Below are 18644 nucleotides of genomic sequence, written 5' to 3'. Positions count from 1 at the left end.
CCCCCCGGCGGGGGCGCGGGGTGCCCGCCGGGGGGCGCGGGGTGCCCGTCCTTATGCCTTCCACTCCTGCCACGACATGTTCCAGCCGTTGAGGCCGTTGTCGGGCGCGACGGTCTTCTCGTGGGCGTTCTTGACCAGGACCACGTCGCCGATCACCGAGTGGTTGAAGAACCAGGCGGCCGGCGTGGAGCTGTCGTAGCCGCCGCGCACGTCGCGCAGGCCGATGCAGCCGTGGCTGGCGTTGTAGTTGCCGAAGGCGTCGCCGCCCCAGTAGTTGCCGTGGGCGAAGGTGCCGGAGGTGGTCAGGCGGATGGCGTGCGGGACGTCCTTGATGTCGTACTCGCCGCCGTAACCGACGGTCTCGCCGTTCATCCGGGTCACCGACAGCTTCTCGCTGATGACCATGCGGCCGTTCCAGGTGTCGTAGCCGGGCTTGCCGGTCGTGACCGGGAGCGTCTTGACGGTCCTGCCGTCCTGCGTGACCTTCATCGTGTGCTTCTTGGCGTCCACGACGGACACCTGGTTGCGGCCGATGGTGAAGGAGACGGTCTTGGTCTGCTTGCCGTAGACGCCCGGCCGGCCCTCCACGCCGTCGAGGCTGAGCTTGACGGTGACCTTGGTGCCGGCCTTCCAGTAGTGCTCGGGGCGGAAGTCGAGCCGGTCGTTGCCGAACCAGTGGCCCTCGACGTCGACGGCCGGCTCGGTCTTGATCTCGATGGCCTTCTCGACGGCCCGCGGGTGCGTGATGCCCCGGGTGAAGTTGACGGAGAACGGCATCCCGACACCGACGGTGGAGCCGTCCTCGGGGGTGAAGTTGCCGATGAAGGTGTTCTTCGGCGTCAGCGTGGTGAAACTGGAGTCCTGGGCCGCCTGACGGCCGTCGGAGTCCTTCGCGACCGCGTGGACCGTGTACTTGGTCGAGGCCGCCAGGTGGGTGGACGGCGTCCAGGTGGCGCCGCCGCCGGTTATCTTCCCGGCTATCTCACCGCCCTTGGCGTCCTTGACGACGACCTGCGTGAGCGTGCCCTTGCTCGCGCCCACCTTCAGCGCGCCGCTGGTGTCGACGGACTTCGAGCCGTCCTTGGGCGCGATGGTGACGACGGCCTGCGACTGCTTGCTCTCGGCCCCGGATCCCTTGCCCGTGCCCTGCCCGCTCTCCGTGCCGGAGTCGCCCCCGCCGCAGGCGCTGACCGCGAGGACCAGCGCGCCGGAGACCAGCGCCAGCATCCCCCTGGCCCCCCGCCGTCCGCGACCCGGTCCCCGTCGCCGGGCCGCCTCAACCGACGCCCCCGATATCGGCCGCATGTTCAAGTCCGTCTCCTCCCCCGGGCCGGTCTGCCCCGAGCCCCAGCGCCTACCGCGCACACCCGCGCATAGTAACCACAAGGTCAGGGGCAGGATGTCAGCCAATTGTCACTGTTCCGTCCCAAGTTCAGCAGACTCCGGACACACCCGTGGGCAGGTCCCGCGGCCCGCCGCGCGCCGCTTACGCGGGGGCCTGCGGGATCACCTGGCGGCGGCCCCGCGGCTGTCGGCCCCGTGCGACCGCGGGTCCCCGCCGCTGCCGGCCTCATGGGACCGCGGGTCCCCCGCCGCTGTCGGCCTCACTTGACCGCGCTGCCCGCCTTCCAGTCCTCCCAGCCCATGTTCCAGCCGCCCAGGCCGTTGTCCGCACGCACCGTCTTGTCCTTGCTGTGGACGATCTCGACGACGTCACCGACGAGACTGCGGTCGAAGAACCACCCCGCGGGAGTGTCGGAACCGCCCCCCTTGACGTCCTTCAGACCCACGCAGCCGTGGCTGACGTTGGTGCGGCCGAACGGGTCGGACGTCGACCAGTAGTTGCCGTGCACGAAGGTGCCGGAGCCGGTGAGCCGCATGGCGTGCGGGACGTCGGGGATGTCGTACTCGCCGCCGAAGCCGACCGTCCGGCTGTTCATGCGGGTGACCTCCAGCATCTCCATCACCACCATCTTCCCGTTGTAGGTGGTGTGTTGCGGTGCCCCGGCCGTGATGGGCACGGTGGCCAGCAGCTCGCCGTCGCGGCGCACCTCCATCGTGTGCGCGGCGGCGTCGACCAGGGAGACCTGGCTGCGACCGACGGTGAAGGAGAAGGTCTTGTGCTGGAGCCCGTAGACACCGGGAGCCGCCTGCACGTCCCGCAGGCGCAGGTCGACGGTGACCTGGGTGCCGGGGGTCCAGTAGTGCCGGGGGCGGAAGTCCAGGCGGTCCTTGCCGAACCAGTGCGGGCGGATCTCCACCGGCGGCTTCGCGGTCACCCGGACGGCGCGCTGAACGGCGGCGCGGTCGGCGATCTCCCGGCTGAACGCCAGGGAGACGATCATTCCGGTGCCCACGACAGCGCGGTTCTCCGGGGTGACGTAGCCGATGAAGCGTTCTTCGGGGACGTGGGTGGTGAAGGTGGTGCGCCGGGCCGAGCGGTGCCCGTCGCCGTCGACGGCCACGGTGTCCACCGTGTACTTGGCGGCGAGGGCGAGCCTGTCGTCGGCGGGCCGCCAGGTGCGGCCGTCGCGGGAGAGCCGGCCCGCCACCCGGGTGTCCTGTGCGTCCTGGGAGCGGACCACCTCGACCGACTCCAGGTGGCCCTCGGCGACCCGCACCCTGAGTTTCGTTCCGGGCTTCACGTCCTTGCTGCCGTCCTGCGGCGAGACGCGGACGGGGCCCGCCGCCGGCGGGGTCCCGCCGGGGGCCGCGTCCGGGGTGTCCGGGACGCCCGTGGTGCAGCCGGTGGCCCCGGCCAGTAGTCCTGCCCATGTCAGTACGGCGGCCAGCGTGGCCCCCGCGCGCCGTGCGCGCCGTTGTACGTGCCTCACGAGCTGCCCAACGACCGGCTCGCTCCCGGGAAACGTGAGTGCGAGCCGAGCGGTGGGCAGAACAGTGGGGAGGAGCATGCGCCCGGAAGCCGCGCCGGGAGGTGGCCGCGGGAGCGAACCGGAGCCGAACGAGCCGCACCAGCCGAAAAAAAGGGGCCGACCAGGTGTCCAGCGCAGCCGAGCAGGAGGCGGTGGCGGGCGGGCGCGCCACCGGGAACGGACGCACCGGGACCGACGGGCGGACCGGTACGGACGGACGCACCGGGACCGACGGGCGGACCGGTACGGACGGACGCACCGGGACCGACGGGCGGACCGGGACCGACGTGCGGGCCGGTGACGGGGCGCTGGCGTCCGGCGTCGTGACCGGTGCGCGGCGCGCCGCGCCGCCGCCCGCCGTGCCCGTGTGGCCGGGCGCGCCGACGCCGCTGGGCGCCCGCTTCCGGGTCGGGCCCGACCGGGTCGCGGGGACCAACTTCGCCCTGTGGGCGGGCGGCGCGGAGGCGGTCGACGTCTGCCTCTTCGACGAGGCCGGCCGGGAGACGCGCGCGCGTCTGGGCGAACTGACGCATGAGATCTGGCACGGGTTCGTCCCCGGTGTGCTGCCCGGCCGGCGCTACGGCTTCCGGGTGCACGGCCGCTGGGACCCGTGGACCGGCGCGCGCTGGAACCCGGCGAAGCTGCTGCTCGACCCGTACGCCCGCGCGGTGGACGGCGAGTTCGCGCTGCCCCCGGAGGTCTACGGGCACGTCCGGGACTGGCCGGAGCAGCACGTCGCCGACACCGTGCGCGACGACCGCGACTCGGCGCCCTTCGTCCCCAAGGGCGTGGTCGTCCAGGACGACGACGACTGGTCGGACGACCGCCGCCCCAAGACGCCGTGGGCGGACTCGGTCATCTACGAGCTGCACGTGCGCGGCTTCACCAAGCTGCACCCGGGCATCCCCGAAAAGCTGCGGGGCACGTACGCCGGTCTGGCCCATCCGGCGGCGATCGAGCACCTGGTGAAGCTGGGGGTGACGGCGGTGGAGCTGCTGCCGGTGCACCAGTTCGCGCACGAGGACCACCTGCTGCGCCGGGGCCTCGTCAACCACTGGGGCTACAACTCGATCGGCTACTTCGCCCCGCACGCCGCCTACGCCGCCTCGGGCACCACCGGGCAGCAGGTGGGCGAGTTCAAGCGGATGGTGCGCGCGCTGCACGCGGCCGGCATCGAGGTCATCCTCGACGTCGTCTACAACCACACCGCCGAGGCGAACGAGTACGGCCCGACGCTCTCCCTGAAGGGCATCGACAACCAGCGGCACTACCGCCTCGCGCCCGACGCCCGCCGGTACGCCGACTACACCGGCTGCGGCAACACGCTGAACGTCGTCCAGCCGCACGTGCTGCGCCTGATCACCGACTCGCTGCGCTACTGGGTGACCGAGATGGGCGTGGACGGCTTCCGTTTCGACCTGGCCGCGGCGCTGGCCCGCTCGCTGCACGACGTCGACATGCTCTCCCCCTTCCTCGCCGTGATCGCGCAGGACCCGGTGCTGCGCCGGGTGAAGCTGATCGCCGAGCCGTGGGACATCGGCTCGGGCGGCTACCAGGTGGGCGCCTTCCCGCCGCTGTGGGCGGAGTGGAACGACCGCTACCGCGACGCCGTACGGGACTTCTGGCGCCACGCGCTGCCGGACGTGCGGGAGATGGGCTACCGGCTCTCCGGCTCCAGCGACCTGTACGCCTGGGGCGGCCGGCGCCCCTACGCGTCGGTCAACTTCGTCACCGCGCACGACGGTTTCACCCTGCGCGACCTGGTGTCGTACGACCGCAAGCACAACGAGGCCAACGGCGAGGGCAACCGGGACGGCACGGACGACAACCGCTCCTGGAACTGCGGGGCGGAGGGTGAGAGCGAGGACGAGCGGATCCGGGCGCTGCGCCGCAGGCAGCTGCGCAACCTGCTGACCACGCTGCTGCTGTCCACGGGCGTGCCGATGCTGGTCGCGGGCGACGAGCTGGGCCGCACCCAGCGCGGCAACAACAACGCCTACTGCCAGGACAACGAGATCGGCTGGCTGGACTGGACCCTGCTGGACGACCCGGGCTGGAAGGCGCTGTTCGAACTGACCTCCCGGCTGATCGCGCTGCGCCACTGCCATCCCGTACTGCGCCGCCGGGCGTTCTTCTCCGGGCTCGCGGCCTCGGCGGACGGGCTGCGGGACCTGGCGTGGTTCACCCCGCGCGGCACCGAGATGACGGAGGGCGACTGGTACGCCCCCGCCGCCACGCTGGGCATGTACCTGTCCGGCAGGGACATCCCGGGCCGGGACGCGCGGGGCGCGCCGGTCCTCGACGACAGCTTCCTCGCCGTACTGCACGCCGGGGAGCGTCCGGTGGACTTCGTCCTGCCGGGCCCGCCGTGGGCGGAGCGCTACGAGGTGGTGGTGGACACGGGCCGCGAGGAGCAGCACGAGGCGCCGGGCGGGACGCGCCGGGCGGGGACGGCGATCACCGTGCCGGCGCGCACCGTCCTGCTGCTGCGCGTCACCGCCGGTTGACGGAGAAAAGTGTGAGTGGTTGACTACACCTATGAAGACGGAACGCCCCCGACAGTTGTCCACCGCCGAGGAGCGCCGCGAGACGGTCCTGAACACCGCCGTCGGCGCCTTCGCGGCCAAGGGCTACTTCGGCACCACCACGACCGAGGTGGCCAAGGCGGCGGGCATCTCCCAGGCGTACGTCTACCGGCTCTTCCCGACCAAGGAGGCCCTGTTCACCGCGGTCGTCGAGCGCTGCTTCGTCCGGGTGCGGGCGGCCCTGGAGGAAGGCGCCGCCCAGGCCACGGGCAGTTCACCGGACGCGGTCCTGTCCGCCATGGGGGATGCCTACGCCAAGCTGATCAGCGACAACGACCTGCTCCTCGTCCAACTGCACGCCCAGGCGGCGGCGGTCTCCGAGCCGGCCGTACAGGAGGTCGTGCGCACGGGTTACGCCCGCACGGTCGAGTACGTCCGGGGCGCCTCGGGCGGCGACGACCAGCAGGTCCAGCACTTCTTCGCCGTCGGCATGCTGTGCCACCTGCTGGTGTCCATCGACGCCGACTCCGTGGACGCGCCCTGGACGCGGACCCTGGCGACGGGCATCCGGCACTACTGACACCCGCCCCACCCCTCGCCCCCTTCCCCGGGCGGCCGTCGGCCTCACCACCGGCCCGACAGCCGCCCCCTCTCGGAACCATTCAGTGAGTGATAGACCACTCATTCAATGCCTTCTCTCAGTCCACTCGAATACGCCGAAACGGAGCAGCCATGCGTGTCACCGAGATCGTCCTGCCGGCCGCCGGAGAGCCCGAGACCCTGCAGACCCGGGTGCGGGACCTGCCCGGGCCGGGCCCCGGACAGGCACTGGTGCGCATCGAGGCCAGCGGCGTGACCTTCGCCGAACAGCAGATGCGGCGCGGCAAGTACTACGACATGCCCGCCTTCCCCTTCGTCCCCGGCTACGACCTCGTCGGTGTCGTCGAGGCCGTCGGCGAGCCCGTACCGGGGCAGCCGTCGCCCGCCCCGGGGCAGCGGGTCGCCGCGCTCACCAAGACCGGCGGCTGGGCCGACCACGCGCTGCTGGACACCGCCGACCTGGTGCCGGTCCCCGACGGCGTGGACCCGGCCGAGGCCGAGACGCTGGTGACCAACGGCGCCACCGCCTGGCGCATGCTGCACCGCGCCGCGCGCGTGCGGCCGGGCGACACCGTCGTCGTGCACGGTGCCAACGGCGGTGTCGGCAGTGTCCTGGTGCAGCTCGCCCGCGCCCACGGCGTACGGGTCATCGGCACCGCCTCCGCCCGCAACCAGGACGCCGTCCGCGCCATGGGCGCCCTCCCCGTCGACTACCGCTCCGACGTCCTGGCCCAGGTGCGGGCCCTCGCACCCCGGGGCGTGGCCGCCGTCTTCGACCACGTCGGCGGTCCGGGCATCAAGGACTCCTGGCGGATGCTGGCCCCGGGCGGCACCCTCGTCTCCTACGGCAGCGCCGCCACCCGCGACGAACCCGGAAACGGCAGGATCCCGGTCCTCGCGCTGGTGGGCCGGCTGCTCGTGTGGAACACCCTGCCGAACGGCCGCCGCGCCCACTTCTTCAACCTGTGGGCAGGCAGGGCCAGGCGCCCCGAGCGCTACCGCGCCCGGCTGCGCGAGGACCTCGCCCACGTCTTCGGCCTGCTCCGCGCGGGGACGCTGACGGCCAGGATCGACCGCGTCTACCCGCTCGACCAGGCCGCCGAGGCCCTGCGGTACGCCGAGTCCGGTTCCGTGGTCGGCAAGGTCGTCATCGCGCCGGGCGCTCCCGCCGTACGGTGACCCGGGCGGGCCGAGGCGGGGACGGGAGCGCAGGACACGGAGGGTCAGCCCAGGATGCCCCGGTCGTAGGCCGCCGCGACGGCCGCCGCCCGGTCCTTGACACCCAACTTGGCGTACAGGTGGGTGAGATGGGTCTTCACCGTGGCCTCGCTGATGAACAGTTCGCGGGCGATCTCCCGGTTGGAGGTGCCGCGGGCGACCAGGACCAGCACCTCCCGCTCGCGGGCCGAGAGCGGTTCGCTGCCCGGGGCGGGGGCGCGGACCGCGGAGACCAGGCGGGAGGCGACGGCCGGGGAGAGCACCGTACGGCCCTCGGCGGCGGCCCGCACCGCGGTGAACAGCTCCTCGCGCGGGGCGTCCTTGAGCAGGTAACCGGTGGCGCCCGCCTCGATCGCGGGCAGCGTGTCGGAGTCGGTGTCGTACGTCGTCAGCACGAGCACCTTCGCGCGGGCGCCGCGCCGGGTCAGCTCCCGGATCGCGTCCACGCCCGCGCCGCCCGGCATCCGCAGGTCCATGAGGACGACGTCCGGGTCGAGCGCGGCGGCCTTCTCCACCGCCTCGGCACCCCCCGACGCCTCGCCGAGCACGGTGAACCCGCACGCGGCCTCGAACATGCCCCGCAGACCGTCCCGTACGACGGGATGGTCGTCGACGATCAGCAGCGAGATGGACGGGTCATCGGTCATCACCCACCAACGGTACGCGAGCCGAGACCGCCGTACCGTGGCCGGGCTCGGACTCGACCGTCAGGGAGCCCGCGATGCGTTCGGCGCGGGCGCGCATGCCGTCCAGGCCGAATCCGCCGGCGCGGGTGCGGGCGGGCACGGCGAGCGGGTCGAAACCCCGGCCGTCGTCGCGGATGTCCAGGGAGACCACGTCGCCCATGAAGGACAGGGTGACGCCGACCCGGGAGCAGCGGGCGTGCCGGGCGGCGTTGGACAGGGCCTCCTGGGCGATGCGCAGCAGCGTCGCCGAGACCTCGTCGTGCAGCGGCTGGGCGGTGCCGGTCACGGTGAAGTCGGCCCGGTGTCCGGTGCGTTCGCCCCACTGGGCGACGATGCTCTTCAGCGCCTCCGGCAGTCCGGCGTCCGCCAGGTCCACCGGGGCGAGGTTGTGCACCGAGCGGCGGGCCTCGCCCAGGCTGTGGCGGGCCAGGTCCATGGCGCGGCCCACGTGCTCGCGGGCGCTCGCCTCGTCCGGTGCGGCGGACACCACCTGGAGCTGGGCGATGATGCCGGTCAGCCCTTGGGCGAGGGTGTCGTGGATCTCGGCGGCCAGGCGCCGGCGCTCGTCGGCGACACCGGCCTCGCGGGCCTGGACGAGGAGCTGGGCGTGCAGCGCGGCGTTCTCGTCGAGGGCCTGCTGCAACGCCCTGTTGGTGCGCTCCAGTTCGCAGATCGTGGCGGCCTGGGTGCGGGCGCGGGCCTGCTCCTGGTCGGCGTACCGGGTGAACAGGAGGACCAGGCCGGCGTTGGCGCCGAGCACCACGGCGAAGCCGAACCAGAGGACCAGGCCGTGCGGCGGCATGCCGCCGATCTCGCTGCCGGCCATGGTGACGGCGGTCAGGCACAGGCCGGGCAGCACCAGCCGGCGCGGCAGTTGCCGGGCCGCGGTGTAGTAGCCGGTGACGGCGTAGAAGGCGAAGAACGGGTTGAGCCAGGTCAGGGCGAAGCCCACGGCCCAGCGCGCGAAGTAGAAACAGGCACTCGCCCGCCCCGGCATCGGCCGTTCGCGGGCCCAGCGCGACCATCCCGCCTGGAGGACCAGCGCGACGATCACCAGGACGACGGCGACGAAGATCTCGCCCCGGCTCATGCCGACCGCGGCGGCCGAGCCCGCCGCCGTGAGCACGGCCACGACGAGCAGGGCGTAGGGCCCCCAGATGTCGAAGGAGGCCCGGGGCTGCTTCCACTCGGCGGTCGTCGTGGCTGTGGTGTCCGGCATGGCCCCAGTGTCCGGCACGGCCCCTCTCGCGGGCACGGCCCCGGCGTCGGGCATGGGGGAGGTCACTCCCAGCGGAACCAGCGGGCGGCGCCGGCGGTGAGCAGCACCGTCCACGCCACCAGCACGCCCAGGTGGTTCCAGCCCGGCCAGTGACCGGCGGCGGCCTGGCCCAGGGCCTGCGCGGCGGCGCCGAAGGGCGTGTACCCGACGATCCGGGCGAGCACGTGCGGCATGGACTGCACCGGCACCCACAGGCCCGCGCTGAACATCATCGGGAAGAGGACCGCGCTCCCGATCGCGCCGGCGATCTTCGTGGTGCGCGACAGCGCGGAGACGACCGAGCCCAGCGCGAGGGCGGCGCACACGGCCGGCAGCAGCGCGAGCGCGTAGCCGAAGGGCTGCTCGGGCAGGCGTACGCCGAAGGCGAGCCGGCCGACGGACAGGGCGAGCAGGGCCGACACCAGCGCGGCGCCCGCGAAGAGCACCATGTGCGCCGTGAGCAGGACGATCGGCCGGACCGGAGTGGCGGACATCCGGCGCAGGATGCCCCGCTCGCGGTAGCCGGTGAGGACCTGCGGCATGGCCTGCAGCCCGCCGAGGATCATGCCGAGCAGCACCACGACCGGTACGTAGGTGTCGACGAGCCGCAGACCGCCGAGCCCGTCGTCGTGCCGCCGGAAGGACGGGATGGATCCGAGGATCGCCAGCAGCAGGGTGGGGAACAGCAGGATCCAGAAGACCGCACCGGGCTCGCGGCGGAACAGGCGGATCTCGGTGCGCAGTACGGCCGGGTTCAGCGCGCTGTTCATGCGGCGGCCTCCGTCAGGTCGAGGAACGCGTCGTCGAGCGTGGCGTCGCTGACGCGGAGCTGGTGGGCGGTGATGTGGTGGCGGGCGAGCAGGGTGATGACCGCGTTGACGGTGGTGTCGGTGCCGGACAGCGTGATCCGGCCGTCCTTGGACGTCACCGACGCCAGCTCGGGCAGGGCGTTCAGGTCACGCTCGTCCAGCGGCGCGGACGGGGTGAAGCTGATGACGGTGGCGCCCGCCGAACGCCGGATCAGCCCCTGCGGGGTGTCCAGGGCGGCGACCCGGCCCCGGTCGATCACGGCGATCCGGTCGCACAGCCGCTGCGCCTCCTCCATGAAGTGCGTGACGAGCAGGACGGTGACGCCGCCCGCCCGGACGTCCTCGATGAGCTGCCAGGTGTCGCGGCGGGCGCGCGGGTCGAGCCCGGTGGTCAGCTCGTCCAGGACGACGAGACGGGGGTTGCCGACGAGGGCGAGCGCGATGAACAGGCGCTGCTTCTGGCCGCCGGACAGCTTGGCGAAGCGGGTGGTGAGCCTGCCGGTGAGGCCCAGGCGCTCGGCGAGCGGGCGCCAGTCGGCCGGGTGCGGGTAGAAGGAGGCGTACAGCTCCAGCGCCTCGCGGACGGTGAGCTTGGCCTGCAGCTCGCTCTGCTGGAGCTGGGCGCCGAGGACGCGGGCGACCTTCTCGTGGTCGGCGACGGGGTCGAGCCCGGCGACCCGGATCCGGCCCGCGTCGGGCACCCGCAGCCCCTCGACGCACTCCACGGTGGTGGTCTTCCCGGCGCCGTTGGGGCCGAGGATGCCGAAGACCTCGCCCTCCTCGACGGCGAAGGAGACGCCGTCGACGACGGCCCGGCCGCCGTAGGACTTGCGCAGTTCGCTGACTTCGATGACGGACATGGCATCAGGGTCGCGGCCCGCGGCGCCCGCGCACATCGCCCGACGCGCTCGAGGCGGCATCGGCCGATCGGTTGACGCGGCACTACGACCGGACGGCGGCCCGGGTCGGCCGACCGGGCGAAGGCACAGGTGGGGGCCGGGCGGCCGGGCCCGGGTCGGCCAAAACTCGGTGGGCGATGTCAGTGCCGGTCCGTAGTCTCCGAAGTGATGTCCACTACACCTGCCACCGCCGAGGAACGTACCGACCCCGCGGGCCCTGCCGATCAGGGCGACCGCGCCGATCCCGCCGCCCGTGCCGCCCCGGCCGCCGGGCGGTCCGCCGTCCGCACACTGCTGCGCCTGTGGCCGTACGTACGCCCGGTGCGCACGCGGCTGTCCGTCGCCGCGTTCGTGGCGATCGTCGCCTCCTGCGTCGGGCTGGTGATCCCGCTCGTCCTGAAATGGCTGGTGGACGGTCCGGTCGCCGACGGGGACCGGGACGGTGTGTGGCTGGGCGCGCTGTTCCTGCTGCTGCTCGGCGTCGCGGAGGCACTGCTGTTCGGGCTGCGGCGGTGGCTGGTGGCGCGCCCGCTGGCGAACGTCGAGGCGGAGATGCGGGCCGGGCTCTACGGGCATCTGCAGCGGCTGCCGGTCGCCTTCCACGACCGGTGGGCGTCGGGCCAGTTGCTGTCCCGGGGCACGACCGACCTGATGCTGCTGCGCCAGTTCCTCGCCTTCCCCCTGACGTTCCTCCTCGTCAACGGCGTGACCATCCTCGTGGGCGTGGTCATCATGCTGCTCCAGGACTGGACGCTGGGCCTGGTGATGCTGGCGCCCGCCGTGCCGCTGATCGTCCTGAGCGCCCTCTTCGAGACGCGGTACGCGCACGTGGCGCGGCTCGCGCAGGACCAGGTCGGGGACCTGACGACGGTGGTCGAGGAGAGCGTGCTCGGCATCCGCGTCATCAAGGGGTTCGGGCGCCACCGCACCCAGGCGCGCGCCTTCCGCACGCTGTCGGCGACCCTGCGCGGCACCGAACTGCGCAAGGCGCGGCTGCTGGCCACCATCTGGGCGGTCATCATGTGCCTGCCCGAAGTGGCCATCGGGGCCACGCTGGTGGTGGGCGCCGTGCAGGTCGCGGACGGCGGGCTGTCGGCCGGCACCCTGGTCGCCTTCCTCTCCACGGCCCTCGCCCTGCGCTGGCCGGTGGAGTCGATCGGTTTCCTGCTCGCGATGAGCCAGGAGGCGGCGACGGCCACCGAGCGGTACTTCGAGGTGCTGGACGCGGAGCCGGAGACCACCGGGCCGGACGGCGGCACCGGCGCCGAGCCGGCGGATGTGACCGCCCGCGGCGGCACCGGCGCCCCCGCCGCGGGCGCGGGCGGTCTCCGCTTCGAGAACGTCCGCTTCCGCTACCCCGACGCCCCGCCCGGCTCCCCGCCCCTCCTCGACGACGTCGACCTGCACATCCGTCCCGGCGAGTCGATGGCCCTGGTCGGCGCCACCGGGAGCGGCAAGACGACCCTGACGGCGCTCGTGCCGCGCTTGCACGAGGTGACATCCGGGCGGATCACGCTGGACGGCACCGACATCCGCGCGCTGGACCGGCAGGCGCTGCGCACCCTCGTCGCCGTCGCCTTCGAGGAACCCACCCTGTTCTCCGCGAGCGTCGGCGACAACGTTCTCATGGGCGCCGGCGAAGGGGCGGACGCCGGTGAACTGGACCGCGCGCTCGCCGTGGCTCAGGCCGAGTTCGCGCACGCCCTCCCGCAGGGCACCGGGACGCAGGTCGGCGAGATGGGCCTGAGCCTGTCGGGCGGCCAGCGCCAGCGCCTGGCCCTGGCACGGGCGGTCGTGGGCCGGCCCCGCTTCCTCGTGCTGGACGACCCGCTGTCCGCGCTGGACGTGCACACCGAGGCCGCCGTGGAGGCCGCGCTGCGCCAGGTGCTCGCCGGCACCACGGCCCTGATCGTGGCCCACCGCCCCTCCACGGTGCTGCTGGCCGACCGCGTCGCCCTGCTCTCCGGCGGCCGGATCACCGCGGTGGGCACCCACCACGAACTGCTGCGCACGAACGCCGAGTACGCCCACCTGATGGCGGGCGGGCAGACGCCGCGAGCGGCGCAAGAGGAGGACGACGACCGATGACGGCCCCCACCACGTCCGTCCCCGCCACCGGGGACGAGGAGGACCTGCCGCTCACCGCCGGCGCCGGGGACACCGGCGACCCCTTCGACCGGGACGTGCTGCCCACTCCCCCGGGTGCCACGGCCGCGCTGCTGCGCTCGCTGCTGGCGCCGATGAAGGCCCGCGTGGCCGCCACCGTGCTCGTGCTGCTGCTCCAGCAGGCGGCCGTCCAGGCGGGCCCGCTGCTGGTGGCGTACGCCATCGACACGGCCGTACCGGCGTTCCGCGGCCACGACCACGGGCCGCTGGTCGCGGTGGCCGTCGGCTACCTGCTGTGCGCGCTGGCCTCGGGCGGACTCCAGTGGGTGTTCATCGTGGCCGCCGCCCGGGTCGACCAGGACGTGCTGCTCGACCTGCGCGGCCGCATCTTCCGGCACGCGCAGGCGCTCAGCGTGGACTTCCACGAGCGCTACACCTCCGGCCGGCTGATCTCCCGGGCCACCACGGACGTGGAGTCGCTGCGCGAACTGCTCAACGAGGGCCTGCAGGAACTGATCACCGTCGTCCTGTCCTTCGTCTCCATCTCGGCGATGCTGCTCTGGCTCGACCTCGGGCTCGGCGCGGTCGCGGTGGCGTCGTTCGTGCCGCTGTACCTGCTGGTGCGGCTGTACCAGCGGCGCGCGGGGCGGGTGTACCGGGAGCGGTCCACGGCGATCGCCGCGGTGATCGTGAAGTTCGTGGAGACGATGAACGGCATCCGCCCGGTACGGGCGTTCTGCCGGGAGCCGGCCAACGACGCCGCCTTCGCCGTCCTCAACCGGCGCCACGAGCGCACGAACGGCGACGCGCTGCTCGAAATGGCCCGCTACGTCGTCGGTTCCCGCCTGGTGGCGAACACGGCGGTCGCGGCGATCGTCCTGTGGGGCGCCTGGCGGGTGACGGACGGCTCGCTGGAGCTGGGCGTGCTGGCGGCGGCGGTGCTGTACCTGCGCCGGCTCTACGACCCGATCGACCGGCTCGGCATGTTCCTCAACTCCTACCAGTCGGCGGCGGCCTCCCTGGAGAAGATCGCGGGCCTGCTCGCGCAGACCCCGTCTGTGCCGGAGCCGTCGGCGCCGCGGCAGCTGCCGCCCCGGACGTCCGGGTTCCCCGGCCGCGAGGTGCTCTTCGACGGCGTCCGCTTCGCCTACCGCACCGGCGGCGAGGTGCTGCCCCGTTTCGACCTGACGCTCCCGGCCGGGCAGACCGTCGCGGTGGTCGGCTCCACCGGCGCGGGCAAGTCGACCCTGGCCAAGCTGCTGGCCCGCTTCTACGACCCGAGCGAGGGCCGGGTGTTGCTGGACGGCGTGGACCTGCGCGAGCTGGACGTGCCCGAACTGCGGCGCGGCGTGGTCATGGTGACGCAGGAGGCCTTCCTGTTCTCCGGGACGGTCGCCGAGAACATCGCCATCGGCCGCCCCGAGGCGAGCCGCGAGGAGATCGAGCGGGCCGCGAAGGCGATCGGCGCACACGACTTCATCAGCGCCCTGCCCGACGGCTACGACACCGACGTCCGCAAGCGCGGCGGCCGCATCTCCGCGGGCCAGCGCCAACTGGTCGCCTTCGCACGGGCGTTGCTGGCCGACCCGGCGGTGCTGATCCTGGACGAGGCGACCAGCTCCCTGGACATCCCCGGTGAGCAGGCCGTGCAGCGCGCGATGACGACGGTCCTGCGGGGCCGTACGGCCGTGGTCATCGCCCACCGCCTGTCCACGGTGGAGATCGCCGACCGGGTGCTGGTGATGGAGCACGGCCGTATCGTCGAGGACGGCACCCCGGCCGAACTCGTCGCGGGCACCGGCCGGTTCTCGCGCCTGCACCGCGCCTGGCGCGACAGTCTGGCCTGAGCGGACGGAGGGACAGCGGTGATCGACGCTCGCGCGGACCCGGGCACGCCCGACAGCCGGGGCGGCTGGTGGTACCTGTGGTGGCTGGTGTCCCGCCAGCCGGGCCGGTCGGTCGCCGGAGCGGTGCTGGCCAGCGTCTGGATGGTGCTGCTCGCGGCGACGCCGTACCTGATGTCCCGGGCGGTCGACGACGGTCTCCAGAGCGGCGACACGGCCGCGCTGGCCCTGTGGTCGGGCGCGCTGTTCGGGGTCGGTGCCGTCAATGCCTGGCTGAGCATCCTGCGCCACCGCACGATGACGCGGGTGCGCATGGACGCCAACTTCCGCACGGTCAAGGTCGTCGTGGACCACGTGGTGCGGCTCGGCGCCGCCCTGCCGCGCCGCACCGACGCGGGCGAGGTCCTCACCATCGGCGTCGGCGACGTGCAGACGATCAGCCAGTGCCTGACCGTGGTCGGCCCCGGGGTGGGCGCGGTCGTCGTCTACGCGGTGGTGGCGGGGATGCTGCTGTCGGTGTCCGTGCCGCTCGCCGCGGTGGTGCTGCTGGGGGCGCCGCTGACCGCATTGCTGATCGGGCCGCTGACCCGGCGGCTGCAGGGCGCCGAGGGCGAGTACCGGGAGCGGCAGGGCGTGCTCACCGCGCGGATCGGTGACCTCGCGGGCGGGCTGCGGGTACTCAACGGGCTCGGCGGCAAGGGGCTGTTCGCGGACGCGTTCCGCCGGGACTCGCAGCGGCTGCGGGCCCAGGGCTACCGGGTGGGCGCGGTGACCAGCTGGCTGCAGGCGTTCGGCACGGGCCTGCCGGTGCTGTTCCTCGCGGTCGTGACCTGGCTGGCGGCCCGGCTGGCCGCCCAGGGGCGGATCACGGTGGGCGAGCTGGTGTCCGTGTACGGGTACGTCGCGGTCCTGGTGACCCCGGTGTCGTTCTTCGTCGAGGGGGGCTACCAGCTGAGCCGGGGCGTCGTGGCCGCGCGCCGCGTGGTGGAGCTGCTGCGGCTGCGACCGGAGGAGGACACCGGCACCCTGCCCCCGCCCGCCGAGCCTTCTGCGCTGCACGACCCGGAGTCGGACGTCCGGGTGGCGCCGGGGCGGCTGACCGCGCTGGTCAGCGCCCGTCCCGCCGACGCGGTGGCGGTGGTCGACCGGCTGGGCCGCTACGAACCCTCGGCGGCGACCTGGGGCGGGGTGCGCCTGGACACGTACGCGCTCGCCGGTGTGCGCGAGCACATCCTGGTCGCCGACAACGAGGCGGACCTGTTCGCCGGCTCCCTGCGGGAGGTGGTGTGCGGCGCCCGGGACCGGGACGCGGGCGAGGTGGCCGAGGCGGTGCGGGCGGCTGCCGCCGAGGACATCGTGCAGGGGCTGGCCGACGGCCTCGACACCGCCGTGGCCGCGCAGGGCCGCAGCCTGTCCGGCGGGCAGCGGCAGCGGGTGCGGCTGGTCCGGGCGCTGCTGGCCGGTCCGGAGGTGCTGCTGGCCGTGGAACCGACCTCCGCGCTCGACGCGCACACCGAGGCGGCGGTGGCGGAGCGGCTGCGGCAGGCGCGCACCGGCCGCACGACGCTCGTCACCACCACGTCGCCGCTGGTGCTCGGCCACGCGGACACGGTGCAGTACCTGGTCGACGGCAAGGTCGCGGCCACGGGCCGCCACCGTGAACTCCTCGACGCCGAGCCGGGATACCGGGCGCTCGTGGCACGCGACGCGGAGGAGTCCGGGGAGGAGGGCCGGGAGCGGCGGACGGTGCGGGAGCCGGTGCACGGGAGCGTGGAGGAGCCGGTGGAGGGGATTGCGGGAGAACCGGTGGAGGGAACCGTGCAGGAGCCCGCGGGGCGGGGCGCGGGCGAGGGCGCGCAGGAGGCCGTGCGATGACGGTGGACGACGCCGCGGACGGCAGGCTGCCGGTCGCCGGGCCCGTGGACGTACGGCGGGCCGCGCTGCGGCTGGTCGGGGCCGAGGGGCGGGCGTTCACGGCCGTCCTCGCCCTGAACGTGCTCGCCGCCACAGCGGGCCTGGCCGGTCCGTGGCTGCTCGGCCGGATCATCGACCACGTACGCGCGGGCGGCGGTGCCGGCGGCGTGGACCGGCTGGCCGTGGGCATTCTCGCGGCGGCGCTGGCGCAGCTGCTGCTGGCGCGCTGGGCCCGTTACGCGGCGCACCGCTTCGGCGAGCGCACGCTGGCCAGGGTGCGCGAGGAGTTCGTCGACCGGGCCCTGGCCCTGCCCGCGTCGGTGGTCGAGCGGGCCGGCGCCGGTGACCTGACCACGCGTGGCACCGCGGACGTGACCGCCGTCGGCACCACGCTGCGCACCGTGGGCCCCGAACTGCTCGTGAGCACCGTGCAGGCGCTGTTCGTGCTGGCGGCGGTGTTCCTCATCGACCCGCTGCTCGGCACCGTCGGCGTCCTGGCGCTGGCCCCGGTCGGGTGCGCGGTGCGCTGGTACCTGCGCCGGGCCAGGGACGGCTACCTCCGCGAGGGCGCCGCCGTCTCCGACGTCGCCGAGGTCCTGGCGGCGACGGCCTCCGGCGCGCGTACGGTCGAGGCGTACCGGCTGGGCGGGCGGCGGGTCGCGGCCGGCCGGGACGCGCTGGAGACCTCGCTGCGCACGCGGCTGTACACCCTCTTCCTGCGCAGCGTGTTCTTCCCGGCGGTCGAGGTCTCGTACGTGCTGCCCGTGGCCGGGGTGCTGCTGGTCGGCGGGGCGCTGCACGCGCGGGGCGCGGTGACGGTGGGCGCGGTGGTGGCCGCCGCGCTGTACCTGCGGCAGTTCACGGAACCGCTCGACCAGATCCTGATGCACATCGAACTGCTGCAGAGCAGCGGCGCCTCCTTCGCCCGCGTCGAGGGCCTGGCCCGGGCACCCCGGACCGCCACGGCGCAGGCTCCCGCTCCGGCGGACGACCGCATCGACGTGCGGGGCGCCCGCTACGCCTACGAGCGCGGCGGCGAGGTGCTGCGCGGGGTGGACCTCACGGTGCGGCCCGGGGAGCGGCTGGCGGTGGTGGGGCCCTCCGGGGCGGGCAAGTCCACACTGAGCAGGCTGCTGGCGGGCGTGGACGCGCCGAGCGCGGGGGCGGTGACCGTGGGCGGGGTGCCGGTCGCCGCGCTGGAACCGGAGCGGCTGCGCCGCCAGGTCGTCCTGGTGACCCAGGAGCACCACGTGTTCCTGGGTACCGTCCGCGACAACCTGCGCATCGCCGAACCGGACGCTTCGGACGGCCAGTTGTGGTCGGCGCTGGGTGCCGTCGGCGCCGACGTCTGGGTGCGGGAGCTGCCGGACGGTCTCGACACCGGGCTGGGCGCGGGCGGTCACCCGACCGACGGCGCCCGGGCCCAGCAGCTCGCCCTGGCCCGGGTGGTGCTGGCCGACCCGCACACGCTGATCCTGGACGAGGCCACCGCGCTGCTCGACCCGTCGACGGCCCGCCACACCGAGCGCGCCCTGGCCGCCGTGCTCCGGGGCCGTACGGTCATCGCCATCGCGCACCGCCTGCACACCGCGCACGACGCCGACCGGGTGGCCGTGATGGAGGACGGCCTGCTCACCGAAGTGGGCACCCATGACGAGCTGGTGGCGTCGGGCGGGGCGTACGCGGCGCTGTGGCACACGTGGCACGGGGACGCGGACGGGACCGGGGACGCGGAGGCGACCGGGGGCGGAGCCGGGGACGCGGAGGCGACCGGGGGCGGAGCCCGGGCCGCGGACGGGACCGGAGACGGAGCCCGGGACGCGGACGGGACCGGAGACGGAGCCCGGGACGCGGACGAGACCGGAGACGGAGCCCGGGACGCGGTGGGGGACGGCGTGCGGGCCTGAGCCGG

General features: G+C 74.0%; 13 protein-coding genes. 7 read left to right on the top strand and 6 right to left on the bottom strand.

All coding sequences use genetic code 11. The features are described from left to right. Positions 1-51: 51 nt before the first annotated feature. Both ACFC02_RS10395 and ACFC02_RS10390 read right to left on the bottom strand, forming a co-directional pair. Complete coding sequence (locus tag ACFC02_RS10395; RefSeq protein WP_376354972.1) at positions 52-1311, bottom strand: Ig-like domain-containing protein; 1260 nt, start codon at positions 1309-1311, stop codon at positions 52-54. Between the two features lie 293 nt (positions 1312-1604). Continuing rightward, positions 1605-2834 carry an Ig-like domain-containing protein gene (locus ACFC02_RS10390; RefSeq protein ID WP_376354970.1) on the bottom strand — a complete coding sequence of 410 codons (1230 nt, stop codon included), beginning with the start codon at positions 2832-2834 and terminating at the stop codon, positions 1605-1607. A 362-nt stretch (positions 2835-3196) separates the two neighbouring features. On the opposite strand from ACFC02_RS10390, the gene glgX reads away from it, so the two are divergent. The 3 genes from glgX (at position 3197) to ACFC02_RS10375 (ending at position 7177) form a co-directional block, all read left to right on the top strand. Beyond that, positions 3197-5380 carry a glycogen debranching protein GlgX gene (glgX, locus tag ACFC02_RS10385; RefSeq protein WP_376354984.1) on the top strand — a complete coding sequence of 728 codons (2184 nt, stop codon included), beginning with the start codon at positions 3197-3199 and terminating at the stop codon, positions 5378-5380. A gap of 31 nt (positions 5381-5411) precedes the next feature. After that, positions 5412-5978 (top strand): TetR/AcrR family transcriptional regulator, encoded by a 567-nt coding sequence (locus tag ACFC02_RS10380; protein ID WP_376354968.1) that lies wholly within the window; start codon positions 5412-5414, stop codon positions 5976-5978. A gap of 152 nt (positions 5979-6130) precedes the next feature. Then, positions 6131-7177, top strand: coding sequence for a medium chain dehydrogenase/reductase family protein (locus tag ACFC02_RS10375; protein WP_376354966.1), 1047 nt, complete (start codon positions 6131-6133; stop codon positions 7175-7177). Positions 7178-7221: 44 nt separating this feature from the next. Here ACFC02_RS10375 and ACFC02_RS10370 read toward each other — a convergent pair whose 3' ends face one another. The 4 genes from ACFC02_RS10370 to ACFC02_RS10355 form a co-directional block, all read right to left on the bottom strand. Continuing rightward, on the bottom strand, positions 7222-7863 hold the full coding sequence (locus ACFC02_RS10370) for a response regulator (RefSeq protein WP_376354964.1): 642 nt from the start codon (positions 7861-7863) through the stop codon (positions 7222-7224). Then, positions 7853-9121 (bottom strand): sensor histidine kinase, encoded by a 1269-nt coding sequence (locus ACFC02_RS10365; protein WP_376354962.1) that lies wholly within the window; start codon positions 9119-9121, stop codon positions 7853-7855. Before ACFC02_RS10365 ends, ACFC02_RS10370 begins: the two co-directional genes overlap by 11 nt. A 62-nt stretch (positions 9122-9183) precedes the next feature. After that, positions 9184-9930, bottom strand: a complete 747-nt coding sequence (locus ACFC02_RS10360; protein ID WP_376354960.1) for an ABC transporter permease — start codon at positions 9928-9930, stop codon at positions 9184-9186. Then, positions 9927-10829 (bottom strand): ABC transporter ATP-binding protein, encoded by a 903-nt coding sequence (locus ACFC02_RS10355; protein ID WP_376354958.1) that lies wholly within the window; start codon positions 10827-10829, stop codon positions 9927-9929. The genes ACFC02_RS10360 and ACFC02_RS10355 overlap by 4 nt, the downstream gene beginning before the upstream one ends. Positions 10830-11036: 207 nt before the next feature. Here ACFC02_RS10355 and ACFC02_RS10350 point away from each other — a divergent pair, with 207 nt between their 5' ends. The 4 genes from ACFC02_RS10350 to ACFC02_RS10335 are packed head-to-tail and all read left to right on the top strand — an operon-like array spanning position 11037 to position 18639. Beyond that, positions 11037-12956: an ABC transporter ATP-binding protein gene (locus tag ACFC02_RS10350; RefSeq protein WP_376354956.1), complete on the top strand. Its 1920-nt coding sequence runs from the start codon at positions 11037-11039 to the stop codon at positions 12954-12956. Further along, positions 12953-14821, top strand: coding sequence for an ABC transporter ATP-binding protein (locus ACFC02_RS10345; protein WP_376354954.1), 1869 nt, complete (start codon positions 12953-12955; stop codon positions 14819-14821). Before ACFC02_RS10350 ends, ACFC02_RS10345 begins: the two co-directional genes overlap by 4 nt. An 18-nt stretch (positions 14822-14839) precedes the next feature. Further along, positions 14840-16693, top strand: a complete 1854-nt coding sequence (locus tag ACFC02_RS10340) for an ABC transporter transmembrane domain-containing protein (protein WP_376354951.1) — start codon at positions 14840-14842, stop codon at positions 16691-16693. Next, positions 16690-18639, top strand: coding sequence for an ABC transporter ATP-binding protein (locus tag ACFC02_RS10335; protein WP_376354948.1), 1950 nt, complete (start codon positions 16690-16692; stop codon positions 18637-18639). The genes ACFC02_RS10340 and ACFC02_RS10335 overlap by 4 nt, the downstream gene beginning before the upstream one ends. The last annotated feature ends 5 nt before the right edge of the window (positions 18640-18644 follow it).

Origin of the sequence: Streptomyces sp. NPDC056160 (genome assembly GCF_042268205.1) — a bacterium.
GTDB lineage: Bacteria > Actinomycetota > Actinomycetes > Streptomycetales > Streptomycetaceae > Streptomyces.
This window is presented reverse-complemented; position numbering and strand designations above follow the sequence as displayed.